At 36.7% G+C, this 17,789-nt stretch carries 18 protein-coding genes; 7 read left to right on the top strand and 11 right to left on the bottom strand.

Going from position 1 to position 17,789, the window contains the following annotated elements; all coding sequences use genetic code 11:
* The first annotated feature begins 118 nt into the window (after window positions 1–118).
* The 3 genes from STA7437_RS01125 (at window position 119) to STA7437_RS01115 (ending at window position 3,673) form a co-directional block, all read left to right on the top strand.
* A complete protein-coding gene (locus tag STA7437_RS01125; RefSeq protein WP_015191527.1) occupies window positions 119–1,426 on the top strand; it encodes an ABC transporter substrate-binding protein in 1,308 nt (435 codons plus the stop codon).
* Window positions 1,427–1,568: 142 nt separating this feature from the next.
* Complete coding sequence (locus STA7437_RS01120) at window positions 1,569–2,435, top strand: shikimate dehydrogenase (protein ID WP_015191526.1); 867 nt, start codon at window positions 1,569–1,571, stop codon at window positions 2,433–2,435.
* A 131-nt stretch (window positions 2,436–2,566) separates the two neighbouring features.
* Window positions 2,567–3,673 (top strand): glycosyltransferase family 2 protein, encoded by a 1,107-nt coding sequence (locus STA7437_RS01115; protein WP_015191525.1) that lies wholly within the window; start codon window positions 2,567–2,569, stop codon window positions 3,671–3,673.
* 176 nt (window positions 3,674–3,849) lie between these two features.
* On the opposite strand, the gene STA7437_RS01110 is transcribed toward STA7437_RS01115, so the two are convergent.
* Both STA7437_RS01110 and STA7437_RS01105 read right to left on the bottom strand, forming a co-directional pair.
* Window positions 3,850–4,653 carry an FkbM family methyltransferase gene (locus tag STA7437_RS01110; protein ID WP_015191524.1) on the bottom strand — a complete coding sequence of 268 codons (804 nt, stop codon included), beginning with the start codon at window positions 4,651–4,653 and terminating at the stop codon, window positions 3,850–3,852.
* Window positions 4,654–4,675: 22 nt separating this feature from the next.
* Window positions 4,676–6,031: a flippase gene (locus STA7437_RS01105; RefSeq protein ID WP_015191523.1), complete on the bottom strand. Its 1,356-nt coding sequence runs from the start codon at window positions 6,029–6,031 to the stop codon at window positions 4,676–4,678.
* A gap of 280 nt (window positions 6,032–6,311) precedes the next feature.
* On the opposite strand from STA7437_RS01105, the gene STA7437_RS01100 reads away from it, so the two are divergent.
* Window positions 6,312–6,821 carry a DUF29 family protein gene (locus STA7437_RS01100; protein ID WP_015191522.1) on the top strand — a complete coding sequence of 170 codons (510 nt, stop codon included), beginning with the start codon at window positions 6,312–6,314 and terminating at the stop codon, window positions 6,819–6,821.
* Between the two features lie 112 nt (window positions 6,822–6,933).
* Window positions 6,934–7,179, top strand: coding sequence for a DUF6737 family protein (locus STA7437_RS01095; RefSeq protein ID WP_015191521.1), 246 nt, complete (start codon window positions 6,934–6,936; stop codon window positions 7,177–7,179).
* A 213-nt stretch (window positions 7,180–7,392) separates the two neighbouring features.
* On the opposite strand, the gene STA7437_RS01090 is transcribed toward STA7437_RS01095, so the two are convergent.
* Entirely contained in the window at window positions 7,393–10,713 is a 3,321-nt protein-coding gene (locus tag STA7437_RS01090; protein ID WP_015191520.1) for an efflux RND transporter permease subunit, read from the bottom strand.
* A 343-nt stretch (window positions 10,714–11,056) separates the two neighbouring features.
* On the opposite strand from STA7437_RS01090, the gene STA7437_RS01085 reads away from it, so the two are divergent.
* On the top strand, window positions 11,057–11,380 hold the full coding sequence (locus STA7437_RS01085; protein WP_015191519.1) for an addiction module antidote protein: 324 nt from the start codon (window positions 11,057–11,059) through the stop codon (window positions 11,378–11,380).
* A 35-nt stretch (window positions 11,381–11,415) separates the two neighbouring features.
* Here STA7437_RS01085 and STA7437_RS01080 read toward each other — a convergent pair whose 3' ends face one another.
* The gene (locus STA7437_RS01080) at window positions 11,416–13,446 is read right to left on the bottom strand and encodes an efflux RND transporter periplasmic adaptor subunit (RefSeq protein WP_015191518.1); all 2,031 of its coding nucleotides are present in this window, start codon (window positions 13,444–13,446) and stop codon (window positions 11,416–11,418) included.
* A 32-nt stretch (window positions 13,447–13,478) separates the two neighbouring features.
* Here STA7437_RS01080 and STA7437_RS26390 point away from each other — a divergent pair, with 32 nt between their 5' ends.
* Window positions 13,479–13,637, top strand: a complete 159-nt coding sequence (locus STA7437_RS26390) for a hypothetical protein (RefSeq protein ID WP_015191517.1) — start codon at window positions 13,479–13,481, stop codon at window positions 13,635–13,637.
* On the opposite strand, the gene STA7437_RS01075 is transcribed toward STA7437_RS26390, so the two are convergent.
* The 7 genes from STA7437_RS01075 to STA7437_RS01055 form a co-directional block, all read right to left on the bottom strand.
* Entirely contained in the window at window positions 13,624–14,814 is a 1,191-nt protein-coding gene (locus STA7437_RS01075; RefSeq protein ID WP_015191516.1) for a prephenate dehydrogenase/arogenate dehydrogenase family protein, read from the bottom strand. The genes STA7437_RS26390 and STA7437_RS01075 overlap by 14 nt on opposite strands.
* 66 nt (window positions 14,815–14,880) lie before the next feature.
* Window positions 14,881–15,309, bottom strand: a complete 429-nt coding sequence (aroH, locus tag STA7437_RS01070) for a chorismate mutase (protein ID WP_015191515.1) — start codon at window positions 15,307–15,309, stop codon at window positions 14,881–14,883.
* On the bottom strand, window positions 15,275–15,496 hold the full coding sequence (locus tag STA7437_RS27605) for an MATE family efflux transporter (protein WP_407696422.1): 222 nt from the start codon (window positions 15,494–15,496) through the stop codon (window positions 15,275–15,277). The genes aroH and STA7437_RS27605 overlap by 35 nt, the downstream gene beginning before the upstream one ends.
* Window positions 15,487–15,621, bottom strand: coding sequence for a hypothetical protein (locus STA7437_RS27310; protein WP_281169245.1), 135 nt, complete (start codon window positions 15,619–15,621; stop codon window positions 15,487–15,489). Before STA7437_RS27310 ends, STA7437_RS27605 begins: the two co-directional genes overlap by 10 nt.
* Window positions 15,622–15,680: 59 nt before the next feature.
* On the bottom strand, window positions 15,681–16,022 hold the full coding sequence (locus STA7437_RS01065; protein WP_041619072.1) for an MATE family efflux transporter: 342 nt from the start codon (window positions 16,020–16,022) through the stop codon (window positions 15,681–15,683).
* 5 nt (window positions 16,023–16,027) lie between these two features.
* Window positions 16,028–17,143 carry a 3-oxoacyl-ACP synthase III family protein gene (locus tag STA7437_RS01060; RefSeq protein WP_015191514.1) on the bottom strand — a complete coding sequence of 372 codons (1,116 nt, stop codon included), beginning with the start codon at window positions 17,141–17,143 and terminating at the stop codon, window positions 16,028–16,030.
* 282 nt (window positions 17,144–17,425) lie between these two features.
* Complete coding sequence (locus STA7437_RS01055; RefSeq protein WP_015191513.1) at window positions 17,426–17,785, bottom strand: four helix bundle protein; 360 nt, start codon at window positions 17,783–17,785, stop codon at window positions 17,426–17,428.
* Window positions 17,786–17,789: the final 4 nt, after the last annotated feature.

Genomic DNA, 17,789 nt, shown 5'->3' with positions numbered 1-17,789 from the left:
TAGAATAATTTGTCTTCTAATCGATAAGTGTACTTTAGTAATCGAATTTAGTATCAGTAAAAATTTTGGTTACAATCTGTGTCAACTCAATTAGTCTTGTGAGGAGTAAAACAACAAAATGAATATAGTCTATCGCTGCAAATCTTTGGTTGGATTTACTTTAGTCTTAATCACTCTAAGTTCTTTAACAACTGCTTGTCAAAATACCAATTCTGGAGGAGAAACTGGACAAACTACGGGTCAAACTAGTGGTAAAGGATTAAAACTAGGAACTTTAGTTCCAATTACAGGTGATTTATCTTCCATTGGCAAAAATATGCCAGTCGCAGCACAATTAGCTGTTGATACTATCAATGCTTGTGGTGGAGTTAATCAAGAATCAGTCAGTTTGATTACTGAAGACGATCAAACCGATCCTAGTGTAGGTAGTACTGCGATGACTAAATTAGCAGAAGTAGATCGGGTAGCTGGAGTAGTAGGTTCTTTTGCTAGTAGTGTTTCTAGTGCAGCAGTCGATGTAGCTGTAAGAAATCAAGTAATGTTAGTCTCGCCTGGTAGTACTAGCCCCGTTTTTACCGAGAGAGCAAAAAATGATGAATTTAACGGTTATTGGGCGCGGACAGCACCTCCCGACAATTATCAAGCTCAAGCTTTAGCAGTTTTAGCGAGTAAACAAGGATTTAAAAACGTAGCTACAGTTGTAATCAATAATGATTATGGGGTTGGATTTGAAAAAGAATTTGTCCAAGCTTTTGAAAAATCTGGAGGAAAAATAACCGATGCTAGCAAACCTGTTCGTTACGATCCTAAAGCAGCCACTTTAGATAGTGAAGCCAAAGCTGCTTTTGGTGGTAAACCCGACGCGGTAGCAGCCGTTTTATATTCGGAAACTGGTAGTGTTTTGCTTAAATCTGCATTTGAACAGGGATTAAGCGAGGGGGTAACACTTTTATTGACAGACGGTGTTTATTCAGAAGATTTTGTGCGCCAAGTTGGTAAAACAGGAGACGGAAAATCGATTATTGCAGGGGCTTTAGGAACAGTACCAGGGGCAGATGGAAAAGCTTTGGCTGACTTTACTACTGTTTGGAAAGAAAAAACAGGTAAAGAAATAACTGCTTATGTTCCTCATACTTGGGATGCAACCGTATTAATGATGCTAGCTGCGGAAGCTGCTGATGCTAATACAGGAGAAGGTATTAAAAGCAAAATTCTTGATGTAGCTAATGCACCTGGTACCGAAGTTACTGATGCTTGTCAGGCGATGGAATTAGTCCGTCAAGGCGAGGATATTAATTATCAAGGGGCTAGTGGAAATGTCGATATTGATGCTAATGGTGATGTGGTAGGAAGTTATGATGTTTGGAAAGTTAATGATGACGGTAGTTTAGAAGTAATAGATAAAGTTAATCCTGCTGGTGAATAATTTTTGCTAACTACATTGGCGATCGCTCTTACTCTAGTTTAGTTAAAAGCGATCGCGCTTGGCAATGACATCAATTTTTTAGTAGTCAAGTGACTTACCTGGCAAGCTATTGTTAAAAAAGAGGATTACATCACAACATTTTATGGTCTTAATTACAGGTGCAACTAAACTGCTCGGAATTATCGGTGATCCAGTTGAACATTCTTTATCGCCCGTCATGCACAATGCTGCTATCGAACAAATGGGCATTGATTATGTTTATATTCCTTTTCCCGTTAAACCAAATAATTTAGCCATTGCGATCGCGGGATTCGCAACCATTGATTTAATTGGTTTTAGTGTTACTATTCCTCACAAGCAAGCAATTATACCTTTATTAAGTGAAGTTACTCCTGAAGCGGAGATGATCGGTGCAGTTAATACCGTTTGGCGTACTAAGGTTGGTTGGCAAGGAACAAATACTGATGTGATAGGATTTGTCGCTCCGTTACAGAATTTAGAACGAAATTGGCATCAAGTAACACCTGTAATTTTGGGTAATGGTGGTGCAGCTAGAGCAGTAATTGTTGGATTAATTCAACTTGGCTGTCAAGAAATACACATAGTAGGACGCAATAAAGATAAAATGGCTCAGTTTTATCAAAGTTGGCAAGATAATCGTGAAATTATTAAAAAATTAAAAATTCATTATTGGGAAGGATTGAACGCATTACTACCAGCAGCAGAATTGTTAATCAATACAACCCCCATTGGAATGTATCCCCAAGTAGAACAATCTCCTATCGATGCCCAATTGTTCAAAAAATTATCATCAGACGCGATCGTGTACGATTTAATTTACACTCCTAATCCCACTAAATTTCTACAACTCGCTCAAAAACAAGGTGCAATTATAATTGATGGGTTGGAAATGTTGGTACAACAGGGTGTAGCAGCGTTAGAAATTTGGTTACAGCAACCTGTCCCCGTAGATGTGATGCGTCAATCTTTACAACGACATTTAATTTAGAGGATGACCAAGAAAAATTATTTGTCAAGAATCAGTATAACTTTTAGCTATTTTGGCTGTTATGATTTTAAAAACTTTTGTAGTTAATTAGAGACAACCATTAAATCTCAACCACTAAAAAATTGTAATTTATGGTTATTTCAACTGACTCGTTTGCCAATGATTTGCCTTCAGTAACAATTGCTATTCCTGCTTATAACGAAGAAGCTTATATAGAAAAAGTTGTTCAAAAATTTTTGGCTAGTCAATATCCCAGATTAATCGAAATTATAATTGCCGATGGCAACAGTAGCGATCGCACTCAGGAAATAGTTAAACAAATTTCATTATTCGACTCACGAGTCAAACTAATAATTAATCCCCATAAAATTCAATCACACGCTCTCAATATAATCTTACAAAAAGCCAAAGGAGATATTTTTTTGCGTGCCGATGCTCATTGTGAATATGCTTCTGATTATGTAGAAAAATGCGTCAAAGCTTTACTAGAAACTAAAGCTGACAACGCTGGTGGCGCACAGCGTTTTGTTGCTGCTGGTGCTTTTCAAGCAGGAGTAGCTCTGGCTGCTAATAGTATTTTAGGCAATGGTGGTGCAAAATATAGAAATATTAATTATGACGGTTATGCGGATACTGTTTATCTAGGATGTTTTTGGCGTAAAGCATTACTAGCAGTAGATAATAACTCTAACTTAAATGAGATTAATGTTTTTGACACATCTCAAATTACTAACCAAGATGCAGAATTAAATCAAAAACTACTGAGTAAAAATCCCGAAGCTATCTATGTAAGTTCGGATATTAAAGTGTGGTATTATCCGAGAAAAACTTGGAAATCATTATGGATACAATATTTTAAATATGGTAGAGGACGCTATCTTACTAGTGTCAAACATCCAGAGCAAATGCAACTTCGAGGTAAATTACCTTTTTTATTTATTTTAACTTTAATTTTATTATTATTATTAGATTTAGCTTTTTCCGACTTAAATTTACATATTCGGGAAATAATTTTAGCTGGTTTATTGATTCCTTTGATTGAAAGTTTACGTGTTAATTGGAAGTTAAAAGAGCGATTTGCTACTGAGATTTGGCGAGGAAAATCAGAACAAATACCATCTTTACTAGTTCGCTGGTTTTATACTGGAATTGTCATCTTAACCATGCCTTTAGCTCATTTTTTTGGTTATGGTTATCAGTTATTTAAAAATAAAATTTTGCGAATTGAAGGTTGGTAATACCGCATTCAATATTTAAAATAAACTTTTTCACTCTGTGTTTTTATATTGAGTAAATGGTTGATTTTTGAGACCTACGGTAGTGCGCTTCGCTTATGTTAATGGTTGATTATTCATCCCTCATAATTAGTAACTGATAACTGATAACTTAGGTAAGATGATCATTATAATCAAAATTAATTACAATCTTTTTTGAGACAAATAATATTTTGATAGATAAAAATTTCGTGAGTAATTGGATTATATTGACCTAATGGTAATAAACCTGTGGGTAACAACCGATAAAAATTATAATTTTCTCCCAAAAGCTCGATAAAATCTTTCATGAATACTCTAGAAATAACATTGATATGAGTGAATTCAAATTGAATTGCCTCAATTTTTCCCTGTTGAATTGCTTCTTTAGCTCCAGTTAATACTTTTAATTCATGTCCTTCAACATCTATTTTTAGCAAATCGATTTTATCAAGATTATAATTTTTAATTACTGTATCAATAGTAGAAACTTCAACTTCTACAGCAGTACTTTCTGAACCATGAAGAGTTTCAATTACATTTTCATATAAAGTGGCATGGGTAGAGCCATTATTATTTTTATAATCATAAAGAAATAGTTTGCCTGGTTGTTCTGATAAAGCTTGATTCAACACAACAATATTTGAGGATTTTATTTGCTCTTTTAAGAAAGAGAAATTTTGAGGATGAGGTTCAAAACAAAATATTTTTGAGTTAGGATTTAATTGTTGACAAATCAAACTATATTTACCTCGATTCGCGCCAACATCAAATACGATAGGATTTTGACGCTGAATCAAATATTTTTTCAAGAAAGATAATTCACCAGTAATTGATAAATCCTGATAGTTACGCAAACCCAGTCCTTTTGAACCCAACGTAAACAATAATCTATTTAATTTAATATATTGAGGTTTAGCAAAAATTCGAGCATACCAATAAGTAAGTTGTTCGGCGAAATTCATATTTTTAAGTGTAAAAATTAAATTATAATAACTTAGTTTTGATTGCCTGAAAATAAACTAAATTTTGGCGAAATCTGAGGGGGATAAAAAGAGCTTTGGTTAACATCCAACCAGTTTTAAACATTGGGGGATAAAAAATACAAGCAAAATAGGCAGCAACAGCATAAGAAATTACTGTCGCGATCGCAGCACCATTGCCTTGATAAGTAGGAATGAAGAGAAAATTTAAGATTACGTTAGTTAATGCACCAATACTGGTAGTCGCAAAACTAAATACTGTAAAATTTTCTACCATTAACCATTTGCTGCGAGCGACGCCCAAAAAGACGAAAACTCCTGCCCAAATGTGCCACGCTAAAATTTCTCCTGCTTCAGCATATTCTGCGCCGAGTAATCTAATCATTAAAGGTTTTGCCACAAAAGTCATAGGAACAGCAATTGCTAACGCTATCCAAACCATCAAATCATATAATTGTTGTAATTTAGAATAGTATTCTTGCTCACTTCTTTGTTTAGCTTGAATAATGGCAGGATAAACCGAAGAACAAATTGCAATTGGAATAAAATACCAAATTTCCGAAAATCTTACCGCAGCAGCATAATTTCCTACCGCTTGATCGTTAGCAAGATTACCCAACATGACTTGATCGATTTTCATGTAAATCGCAACCATTACCCCAGATAAAATTAGAGGAGAAGAATCTTTCAGTAATCTTCTTGCTTGTGACCAATTAAACCGCCAATCAAACAGAGAATAATGATGTCGCCAATATACCCAAATTCTAGCGATCGCTTTACCTAGGTAGTCTATTAGTATTAACCAAGCAAAAGCAATCAAGGGAAATTGCCAAATTACAAAAATTAATTTAGCTAAAGAATTTAAAATTAATTGTCCACTTCTGACAATTGCGATCGCTCCTGATTGAACTTGAGATTGAAACCAGTAATCAATCACATCAAAAGAAGTAAAAACTAAACCCAATGCAATAATTAAAGTCATCAGTTGAGTTTGCCAGTCATTATTAAAACTTAAACTACTAATAAAAATCAAACTGCAAGCAACCAACGAACCAATTAATTTTAAAATAAAGGATGAACCGAGAATAATATTCGTATATTCTTTTTCTCGTACTAAGTTACGAACTACAATATCATCTAGTCCTAATTTCGCGATCGCCTCAAATAAACCCACAAAGCTAATACAATAGCTTAGTTTTCCAAAGTTCGCCGAACCTAAATATCTAACTACATAAATAACTACCACAAAGTTGATCACCATCCCGAAGATTCGCTCGGAAACCAACCAACCTATATTACTAATAATCTTGAGTTTTTCGGGACTAAATTTTTGGTGAATTTTAGATAATCTTTTTAGCATTCAAGTATTTTAACGACAGCTAGAGCAATTTCCCAAGCAATTAGTAATTTTAAGAATCATTAAACATCCTCAAATGTAAAAAAATAGATATCTGCTCCAAATTTAACTTAATCTGAGGGATAATAATTCCGTGTCCCGTAAAAAATCAGCTAGTCTTCGACGCACTCACTAGACTTAGTTGCTCAAAAAAATCCGTGTCCAAGTACGCGCGATCGTATAATTCTTAAAATAGAAGCAAGAAAAAGTGTTGTGACCAATTTTAATTTATCAAACTAACATAATGGTTCAAGAATTAATCGATCTCAAACAGAGTATAGTTGAAGGACGCTATCAAGATGCATTAGATATTATTGATGAACTAGAAGGAATGGGTAAACAGGCAATTTTACGCAATATTGAATCCTTTTTAGTTCGCTTACTGATTCATTTAATTAAAAATCAACTCGAAAAACGCTTAACAAATTCTTGGATAGCTTCTATATCTGATTCAATTATTCAAATTAAAAAACTTAATCTTAAAGACAATAAAAAGTCTTATTATATTAAGCAAGCTGAATGGTTACCTTATTTAGAAGAAGCCATTGAGGTGGCTATTCGTCCTGTTAGTGTAGAAGTCTTGAACGGCGGTTTAAAACCCGCACAAATATCAGCACAAATTCAACGCGATGAATTAATAAATATTAGTCAAAAATTACTAGATTTAACTTATATACATACTGTTAAAGATTTACCTAATGAAATCGATCAGCAGTTAGTTCAATTACCAGGCGGAGCAGAATGGTTTAGTTAATTGATATCTAGTTAAAATTATGTTTTTTTTAAATCATGCTAATCTTGAATATGAAGTATTTATATAAGCCAAATCCATATAAAATTTTGTACTTAGTTAGGATTAGTTGAAATTGAATTCTCAATCAAAAAATAATTCATTTAACATTTGGAATTATAAGCCTTGGTGGTGTCAACCTTGGTCAATTATCTTGACGGGGATTAGTTTAGTAAGTGTTTGTTGGGTTTTAACTAAAATACTATGGCTCACGTTAATCTTAGCTATTTTAATTGGTTTATGGTGGGGTTATTTTTTGATTCTTTATCCCCGTATGATTAAAGAACTTTATGCCAATTCTTCTGTGGAAGAAAAGGTTTAAATTTTATGATAGGCGTAGGTTAAGTTAAACAAAGTGCAAGTCAACATCATTAAATATTGAAAATAGCTCTAATCTTTTATTGTACTGATTTTAGTTATTAAATGCGATCGCAAGTTCAAAATCACTTTTTGTTCCTTGATGATAGATCAAGTTAGATAAACTGTTTGGGTGTTTCCCTTAAGAGTACTTAGAATGAGTTTACCGAAATGTTGTTCAATCGGACTTAATTTTATTGATCAAAGGAAATTTACTAGCTTTTAAAGCTAAATTTTTTCTGCCTTTTTTCTGAGCTACATTTTTGGGTAAATAGCGTTGATGGTTTTGTTTGACTCGACTACCGCGATCGCTACTTCCTGGTAATAATTTACTAGAACTAGGTTTGCTAGGTGGCAATAACCCCACTACTTGCGCTGCTGCTGGTAAAAGTAGTAAAGGGTTGGGATAACGACAAATCAGGAGATAAATGCAGGGAATAAAATATAATGCCATTAAAGTAGCTCCTCCTAACCCACAAACGATGGTAATGGCAAGCGGTGGCCAAAAACCACTAGGGTCTAAAACTAAGGGAATAAAACCAACCACAGTAGTAACAGTAGTGGAAATGATATGACGAGTAGAACGAACTACTATTTCTCTGGTTGCATAGCGATCACGCAGTGCCTCGGCTTTGCCGAGACCGCCTGTACGGGTTTGGGGATCTTCATCCAAAGCACTCAAAACAACAATTGAATCATTGACAGCTATTCCAACTAAAGCAATAGTGCCAAGAATCGCAGTAAAACCGAAGGGATAACTAAATAACCAAAGAGAACCAAATCCTAATCCTACTGATAAAACGGCGATTACAGCAATGACGGCTGCGAGTTTGAAAGAGTTAAAGGTCAGGACGAGAGTTGCTACCATTAAAATTAATAGTATTCCGATGCTAGAAAATAAATTACCTACCGCTGAACCTCGAGTATCTGCTTCGCCACCATATTCATAGCGATAACCTACAGGCAGTTGAAAATGATTACTTTTTAGTTGTTGTTGAAATTGGGCTAAAACCTCAGCAGGTAAAGTTCCTGCACTAATATATCCTTTGACAGTATTCACTCTTTCTCCATTACGTCTGGCGATCGCAGCTAGATCGGGAACTATTTGCACTTCAGCGACGGCAGATAAAGGAATAGAACCATTGGGAGTATTGATATTAAGGGAAGAAATATCGGTTAAATTAGAGCGGTTTACATGATCCAGGCGCACTCTAACTGCTAGTTCTTCAGTAAATTCCAAAACCGAACCACCAACCGCACCTTCTAGAGAATAATCTAACTGTTGTGCGATCGCAGTTTTATCAATTCCTACTCTTCTGGCTTCTTCTTCGTTAATATTTAAGGCTAGTTTAGGTATTTCGCTTAAATCTGCTTTAGTTTGAATGACATTAGGCACTTGAGAGAGAATAGTCCGCGCCTGATTACCTAATTCTTGTAATCGATCTAAATCTGAACCATAAAGACGCAATTCAATTGGTGCGCCAAAGGGAGGACCTTGTTCTAATTGTCTCACTAAAATTTGAGCTTGAGGAAAGGCACGGTCTAATTCTGTTTGTAAACCTTGAATTAAAGAGCCAGATTTAACACCAGGTTTAACCTGTACCATTCCTTGGGCATAATTGGCAGAATTTTCGCGATCGCGCACAACATTGTAATAAAATGAAGGCGCACTCTTGCCCATAAACCAATGAACATCTACTACTTCAGGGCGTTTGGTAATGATTTGCCTGGCTTCTGTTACCGTAGTTTGAGTAGTTGCGATCGATGTTTGGGTAGGTAATTCTATTTCAAGATAAAATTGTTGGCGGTCTGTGGGCGGAAAGAACTGTTGTTCTAAATGCGGTGCAATCAAAAAACCAGAGATTGGCAAAATTAAAGTTAAAGCAATGCCTAATAAAGGTTTTCCAAGAATTTTATCTAAACTCCAGCGATAGATTTCAGTTAGATGAGAATTAGAATAGCCAACTTGCCACCAAGGTTGTTTAGACGAATGCTTTTGATGGGGTGAATGCCATTCGCCTCTACGGGAATTCAATCTCCCTACCAAAGCAGGAATGATAGTTAAAGAGAGAATTAAAGAGCTAACAATTGCTAGAATAACTGTCATGCCCAAATCGCCCAAAAATTCCCCACCACCACCTGGAGCTAAAACAATCGGCAGAAAAGCGAGAACTGTAGTTACAGTAGAAGCGAGTAAAGGTATGGTTATGGTAGAAACAGTTTTAGATATCGCGCGATCGGGTTTAATCCCTTCTTTAAGACAGTGTTGCACTTCATCAACAACAATAATTGCGTTATCAATCAATAAACCCAATGCAATAATCACTCCTGTAACTGAGGTTTGATGAAGAGGAATTCCCAAAACCTGCATACAACCAAACACAGTTAAGGTTGCTAAAGGTAAAGCTGAACCAACAATTAAAGAGGATTTCCAACCCATCATAAAGAAGGTAACAGCTACAACTAGTAATCCTCCTGTAATCAAGTTACTAATTACTTGACTTAATTGGGCTTCTACATAAACACTTTGATTAAACAGGATGTGTAAACCAACTCCATCAGCTAATTGTGCTTTAAATTGATCTAGAGTCAGAAAGGCAACTTTTGCCCAACGATCAAGAAGTTGATTAGACTGAACCATTGCCCCGATCGCAATACCAGGTTTACCATTAATTAAAGCCAACTCACTAGCAGGTTCAACAATTCCCTTTTTAACTACAGCAAGATCACCCAAGCGAATTGATTGTCCTGTACTACCAAACTGAATCGGAATATTATTAATACGGTTGAGAGAATCTAATTCTCCTGTTACCTCAAATAAAAGATCGTTATTATCACTACGTAATTGACCGGCTGATACTTTAGCATCACTATTTTTAATTTGTTGGGAAATATCAGCTACATTTAAACCTAAAGAATTTAAACGTTCGGGACTAATAGTAACCGTAATCTCTTCTGTGGGAGTACCGTAAAGTTCTACTTGCTTAGTTCCTTCAAGCGATCGCAATCGAGCCTGTAGTTCTTCACTCCAACGACGTAAAATAGCATAATTAGGTGGTGAATCTAGTTCCCAAGTTAAACCAATAATTAGGGCATTAGCTTGAATTTCCGTCTCATCCAGATTAGGTGTAGCTGCACCAGCAGGAAGTTGAGGGACAACATCGTTTACTTGGTCGCGGATTCTCGACCAAATCGGATCGACTTCAACAATTTCATCTTTCAATTGCACATTGATGGTCGAAAAACCCAGGCGAGAAGTAGATTCAATCTTATCAATCTCTTCAACTTCTAATAATTCCTGTTCCAGTTTTTCTGTAACTAAAGATTCTACCCTTTCAGCACTAGCACCAGGAAAACTAGTTGTAATTACCGCATTACGGGGAGTTTGTTCTGGGTCTTCCAAACGAGGCAAACTAAAGAAAGCCGAAAGTCCCCAAACCACAATTACAATAATGGTTAAAATTAGCAGTCGAATATTGCGATAAAAAAGATTTGTCATTTCTTTGTCCTTTGTCATTGGCGAGCGATAGTTATCGACTGGTTTTGTGGAATAAATTAGGCGTGGAGATAATTTTGAGGATCGAGCAATAACATCAGTTATCTATTAGAAATAATTGCCTCGTTATTAATACAGTTATTGATCGCGATCGAGAAGAAGAAGAGAAAAGTTTCAGTTATCAATGCCAACAATTTGACCTATCGTATCTTTAAAGATACATTAAGATAGTATGGTAGACCCACAAGAAATAACAGTCCTTGAGATAGAAAATGGTCGTTCTCCGTTTGAAGAATGGTATTACTCTCTATCGATAAGGCAATAAAACTATGGGAGAAGTACAAAGATGAAATTGAACAGTTTCGACGAAGTTTTCAGTAATGAGTTTAGAGATCCTGAGTTTGTCAAAGAATATTTAGAAGCTGCCCTTGAAGAAAATGGAATACAGTCATTTTTAGTAGCATTGCAAAATGTGATTCGCGCCACAGAAGGCATGACAAAAACTGCTGAAATAGCTGGTGTAGGAAGAGAAAGTCTTTACAAATCTCTTTCGGAATCAGGTAATCCGCAAATTGCAACTATTGATAAAATACTTCGCCAAATAGGATTGCGTTTTTCTGTTACTACCCTCACAATTGATAGTCAAGAGATTAGGGTAAGTAATACTTAAGACTAAAAATTAAGCTGGTTACAATCAACCAATGACTAATCACCAATGACACTAACCAATTGACCAGGTGCAAGACGATTAGTCCCACTAACAATAACGCGATCGCTTTTTTGCAGAGTTCCCCTAACTAAAACTCTTTCTCCTTCTGTGTATAAAACTTCTACATCTTTTCTGGCAACGCGGTAAATATTATTTTGAATAGGTTCACCGATAACATAACAAGACCACAAACCCCTAACCCCAGAAACTAATGCAGTATTGGGCAACCAATAGCCAGAGGTAGCTACAGTTTGATCTAAGGCTAAATTGGCTGTTTGTCCTGGAGAAATCTCGTTTGCAGCTATACCTTCTAATTTCAGGACAACTGTTCGAGTGCGAGTCGCAGAATCTACTTCGGGTAAAACTGAAGATACTTTAGCTTGATAGATTTTTTCGCCAATTTTGAGAGATTGAGTACTACCAGTTTTAATTTGGGCAACTTCTGCCACAGGAACACCAATATGAGCTTCAATATCTCCATTTTCTACCAAACGAATCACTCCCTGACCAGCAGAAACTGCTGTGCCTTCATTAAGGTTAATCGCCCCAATAGTTCCAGCAAAGGGGGCTTTAAGAGTACTTTTATTGAGGTCGATATCTAAACTGGCTATTTGAGCATCGATTTGCGCGATCGCAGCTTGTTGAGCGTCAATTTGTTCGGGACGAGTCCCAGCAAGTAATTCATCTAATTGACTTTGGGTTTCAGCAACTTTTGCCTGTTGAGCTTCAATTTCCTCGGGACGAGTACCAGCAAGGATTTCATCTAACTGACTTTTAGCTTGATCGAGACGTGCTTGTTGGGCATTAACTTCTGTGTCTACCTCTTCATACTGTTCCCGAGAGATTGCCCCCTGTTGATACAATCCCTTTCGGCGATCGCGTTTGCTTTGAGCTAATTCTAATTGTTTTTCTAATTCTGTTACCGTGGCACGAGAGGCAGCAATCGTTTCAGCACGCGAACCTGCTTCCATTTGATCTAATTGAGCTTGAGCTTGATCTAGTTTGGCACGAGCAGCAGCAATCGTTTCAGGGCGAGAACCCGCTTGCATTTCCCGCAGTTGAGCCTCTCCTTGCGATCGCTCGGCTAATAATTGTTGTCGTTGTACTTCTAAAGAACTGCGATCAAGAGTGGCTAAAATCGTACCTGTTTCAACCTTTTGCCCCTCATCAACATCGATTGAAAGTAATTTACCATTCCGTTCAAAACCCAATTCACTACTGCGATTAGCTGCGATCGTTCCAGTATAATTACGAGATACTTGATAGGAATCTACCGCTTCTAAAGCAACAGTTTTGAAAGGTAAAGCATTATCTGAAGATACTACCGAATTTAAAGTGCTTTCTTGAGAAGGTGGAGTTTTAGCAGCAAAAGGATTAATTAATAAGATTGACAAACCTGATAGCAAGACAACTGCACCCCCAAACCATAATTTCCAGTTACGTTTTGTTTGTGCTGCTGGTAACTGATGATAACCAGCTTCTTGTAATTGATCTGCCAAATCTTGTAAAAAAACTGCTGCTTTTTCAGAACCATTGGTTGACATCTGCATTGCCATTTGTTCCATAACTTGAAATAATCCAGCATCAAGCAGCTTTTTATTAGTAGCCAAAATTTTGCTAGTTTGGTTGGGATAGGTAAGTAAAACCTCAATTAAATGATGATAAGCTGATAAAGATTCTTCATTAGCTTCACGGAATTCGCATACAGCTAAAGCCTTTTTGATTTGAGAGGCTATATTTTTAAGAAAATTAGCTGCATCAGTTGAACCCTTAGCTTTCATTTGGACGGCTGCCAATTCCATTTGTTCTACTAATTCAGAATTAATTAATTCTTCGTTAGCTTCTAAAATATCAATGGCGCGATCAGGATAGGTTAGTAAAGCTTCAATTAATTGTTCCGATGGCGATTTCTCTGAAGATACTTTTAACTGAGTTATTTGTTGAGTGGGAATTGTTTCTTCAACAAAAGGATTAACAGTTTCATTATTAAGCTGTGTAGCTTCTATATCTATAAGTTGTTTGTTCATTGTTTGTAGAGTTATTAATTAGAAATGATTTTATGAAAGAGGCAGAAGATATTTCAGTTATCAGTTATCAGTTATCAATTGCCAAAAGAGTAGAATTAACAGAAGATAAATTTCTTGACCCTTTATTGAGAAATACCGATAGAATGCAAGGAATTCTAGTTTATACGCTGCAAAAACTCAAAAAACACTAGCTTCTGCCTTCTGCCTCCTACCTTCTTCCTTCTGTAGGGGCGAACCGCGGTTCGCCCCTACGTTCTCTGTTTCCTGTCTCTTCCCATTTAAAAAATTACTCAATGCATTGATGACATGATGACTTTCTGTCAGACAACAATCCATTTGGGGAACTAAATAGGCTTGAATTGCGCCAAATTCGGCAATTAACTCTTCTCTTCTGCTTTCTTTTACTAGTTTTGCTAATCGGGCATAAGTAGCAGCTAATTTACCAATTGCCTGACGAGATTCGGTCGTAGCGAGCATAATATCGATTACCATTGGTGCAGACTGAGTTAACAAGCGACTAATCATTCCCAGTTGCAAACGATAAGGAGGACTAGCAAAATCTAAACTGCGACGGGCATCTAATTCTTGTTCTGCAAGAAAAACCCCCAGACTAAAAGTAGTAAACTGACGAATAGCTTGGACTGCCACCATCATGCGATCGTGTTCCTCGGCAGTAGAATGAATTAATTCCCCTCCGTCTGCTTCGATTAGTTTTAGCAACCATTGAAATTCTTCATCTCTACGTCCCGAACAAACTACAACTTTTTGCGATAAAAAGGATTGCACCTTACCAAACATGGGATGTAAACCAATTACTGCCCCCGAATGGTATTCCAGCATGGTTTTTAACGCAGGAGTTTTAATGCTGGTAAGATCGGCTAAAGCTGTATTAGGTGAAAGATATTTAACGGTTTTTTGAATTACTTCAGTTGTATATTCAATGGGTACGCAGATTAACACTAAATCTCTGTCATTTAATAATTCTTCTGCTTTATCCCAATCATCATGTCCGAGAATGGTTACTTGATGTCCTGCTGCGGATAGTTTTTGAGCAAAAAAGCTGCCCATCATTCCGCCTCCACCAATAATCGTAACCCGTCGCGGTTTTGCTTGAAGATTAGTTGGTAATCTACTTTTGACTGCTGCTTGACAATTAATTACTAAATTTTGCCAAACAAATTGAGGAACACCAGCTTGATTTAAAATGGAAGGAATATCTGACTCATTATCATCATTGCTTTTTATTTCTTGTAAGGGGCTGACCCCTGCGTTCGACGCAGGGGCTTGTACGCCCCGTAAAAGATCGATTTTTTTTCCTAATAATTGAATTAATTCTGCATTGATTTCTTTAATATATTGTTTGATCATGATTGATTACCTAATTACTGTTAATTAATAATTTGGGTAGGGGCTATTCGTGAATACCCCCTACGATTAATGCGCGATCGCCAAATCGGGACGTAATAAGGCAGCATCTCTTAAATAAACGGGTTGCAAAGCAGTTTGAGGCAAAGGCGTATTGAATTGAATTAGCACCCGAATACATCTAGGTAAACTATCTGGAACATCCATCTGCTGTACATCTAAGAGAGGAACTAAATCCCATCCTGGACGATGACGAACTACTGAAGCAGGAAAGATCGCATTTAAATCTTTAGTGACAGAGAAAACTACACTGACAACTTGATCGGTATCTAATTGATTTTTGCTGTGAAGGACATCAAATAATTCTCTCACAGCTTCTGCGATCGCGACTGAAGAGTTTTCTGTTACAGTGGTTGCACCTCTAAGTCCACGAACCCTCCAGGAAACGGTTTGAGATCGATAACTAGGGCGATGTTGTAAAAAGGTTAGTTGATTCATGTTGATGTAATAGTTGAATAATTGATTTGTTAGATTTTTTAATGATTTCTGAAATTCCCCAAATGAGACAAAATATGACACTCCAATAAAAAGACTGATTAACCCGCTTTAATTTTCCAGCACCCCAATTTTGACCTACTAAGGGCGTAACGCTAGCAGATAGAGCAATAAAAGCAATTAGAGCCAAAGATTCGTCCGAGAGGCAATGCCAAAACCAGCCACAGCTTCCGCCCCATAGGTAGCAACCATACTGGTAATAATTGCGATCACGCAGTGCCTCGCTTCGCGAGATCGCAATTGGGGAAATGGCATTAGTGGCAGCAGCAGGAATACCAATGTGTAAAACTTCTTGCCAAGATTCTTTTACTTCTTTAACCTTCGATAGAGATTAAAATAGATAAAGCCAGAGTATCGGTAATTAATCGCTTAATTTTATATTTGTCTCCTTCCCCAATCGCACGAGCTATAACCGCACTTGCCCCATTACCCAAACCCATTGCTAAACCTGCTAAAGTAGCAAATACAGGAAAAATAAAACTCATCGCTGCTAATTGTTTAGTTCCCAGTTGAGCAACAAAATAAGTATCAGTCAGGTTTAAAGCTACAACAGTCAACATTCCCCAGAACATTGGTATGCTCAATTTAATTAAATGAGAGCGAATGCTACCTGTAGTTAAAGTTTGTTCAATTGTTTGGGATGGGTTAGTTTTCATCGTTTTTACCTAACAATTGCAACCTGTTTACTATTAACTGATGACTGATAACTGATAGAAACGTCACCCCATCGCATGACACAAGCACCAGCATTAGAGACAGAACCGATGGTATAGACTAAAACCAAGTCATTTTCCCTGATTTTGCCTGATTCCACCCCGTGATAGAGATTGGCTAGCGGAAAAGTAGGGCCGATATTGGCGTAAAGATGGTTAAGATTAATAGTGTGTTCTTTACTAATTCCTAATGCCCTGGCACAAACATCGGCATACCAAGCAGTAGGAGTATTGAAAGCAAAGAAATCGATATCTTTGAGAGTTACACCAGCAGCCTTAACAGCACCATCACAGCATTTTTTGAGAAATTCCGTAGCAGTGTCGCTGAGAATTTTACCTGTACCTTTCGCAGCACGAATATAAATGTGAGGTTTACCTTCAGCATCCATAACTAATTCGTTGTAAAAAGTATTGCAAGTACAAGCAGTATTGAGAATTTTCGTTCCTAAAACCCCTTGATTAGGTTTCAACTGACTAACGACAAATGCCCCTGCACCATCACCCGATAAAAAGGAAAGAGTATCTTGAGGATCGGTTAAGGGAGAGTAGTTAGTACAGATAACCACTAAAACATTATGATACTGTCGGGTTTGAACCATTGCTGAAGCAGTTTGCAAAGCAGCTACCGCACTCGAACAAGTCGATTCCAAATTCCAAGCTGCACCTTGTAAACCAAGTTTTTCTGCTAAGAAAGCTGCATTACCAGGCCCTAATTGATCGGTGAAAATTGTACCAACCAACATCAGATCGATATCTTCAGCCGTTAACTTAGCTGCTGCGATCGCATCTTTGGCTGCTTGATAAGAAATAGTTAAAGCCGATTCACCAGGAGCAAATACTCTTCTTTCTACCGTACCTCGAAACGGATCGGCTAGATAAGGCAGCATTTCTCGATCAAATTCATTGCTAGAATCAGAATTTGTGGTAGAAAAGACTTTAGATAAGGTTTTTTGCTCTGCTTGAGCTACTAATTCGGGATAATTTTCTCTGTAATAATCGTTAGTGCGGATAATGCTGGGAAAACTAACGGCAAGAGAACGAATTCCAACGGGTAATAAGTTCACAATAAATCTCCTGGAATTTAAAATTCAATTTAAAAATCAATCGGGAATAATTAGGGTATTTTCAGTTAACAGTTATCAGTCATCAGTGATTGGGTTGAGTATTTTCAGTTAACAGTTATCAGTTATCAGTCATCAGTGATTGGGTTGAGTATTTTCAGTTAACAGTTATCAGTTATCAGTCATCAGTGATTGGGTTGAGTATTTTCAGTTAACAGTTATCAGTTATCAGTCATCAGTGATTGGGTTGAGTATTTTCAGTTAACAGTTATCAGTTATCAGTCATCAGTGATTGGGTTGAGTATTTTGGATAATGGTAAAAAGCATTTTGCCAATTTCATCGGCATCTAGATAAAGACTTTCAAAAGCTTTTTCTGAGATATATCCTGTATCTTTTAAAAGAGATATCCAGTATTTTGTTTCCAAAGTTTCTTTATAAGCTATTGACATTTTTGCTTTAAATTCTGCTTTTGATATTGCTCCATTGGCTTCTGCAATATTTGCTCCAATCGAAGTACCACTTTTCAAAAGCTGCTTGGATAAAACAAACTCCTTCTTTTCTTCAGTTAGATGTTTATAAGCATTAACAATCCTGATAGCAAACTGATAAGCTTTGGCATAAACTAAACTATTGGTTGTACTCATAATA

It is taken from the genome of Stanieria cyanosphaera PCC 7437 (genome assembly GCF_000317575.1).
GTDB classification, from domain to species: Bacteria; Cyanobacteriota; Cyanobacteriia; order Cyanobacteriales; family Xenococcaceae; genus Stanieria; species Stanieria cyanosphaera.
Note: the sequence above shows the minus strand (reverse complement) of the source record. Positions and strands in the feature narration are given on the sequence as shown.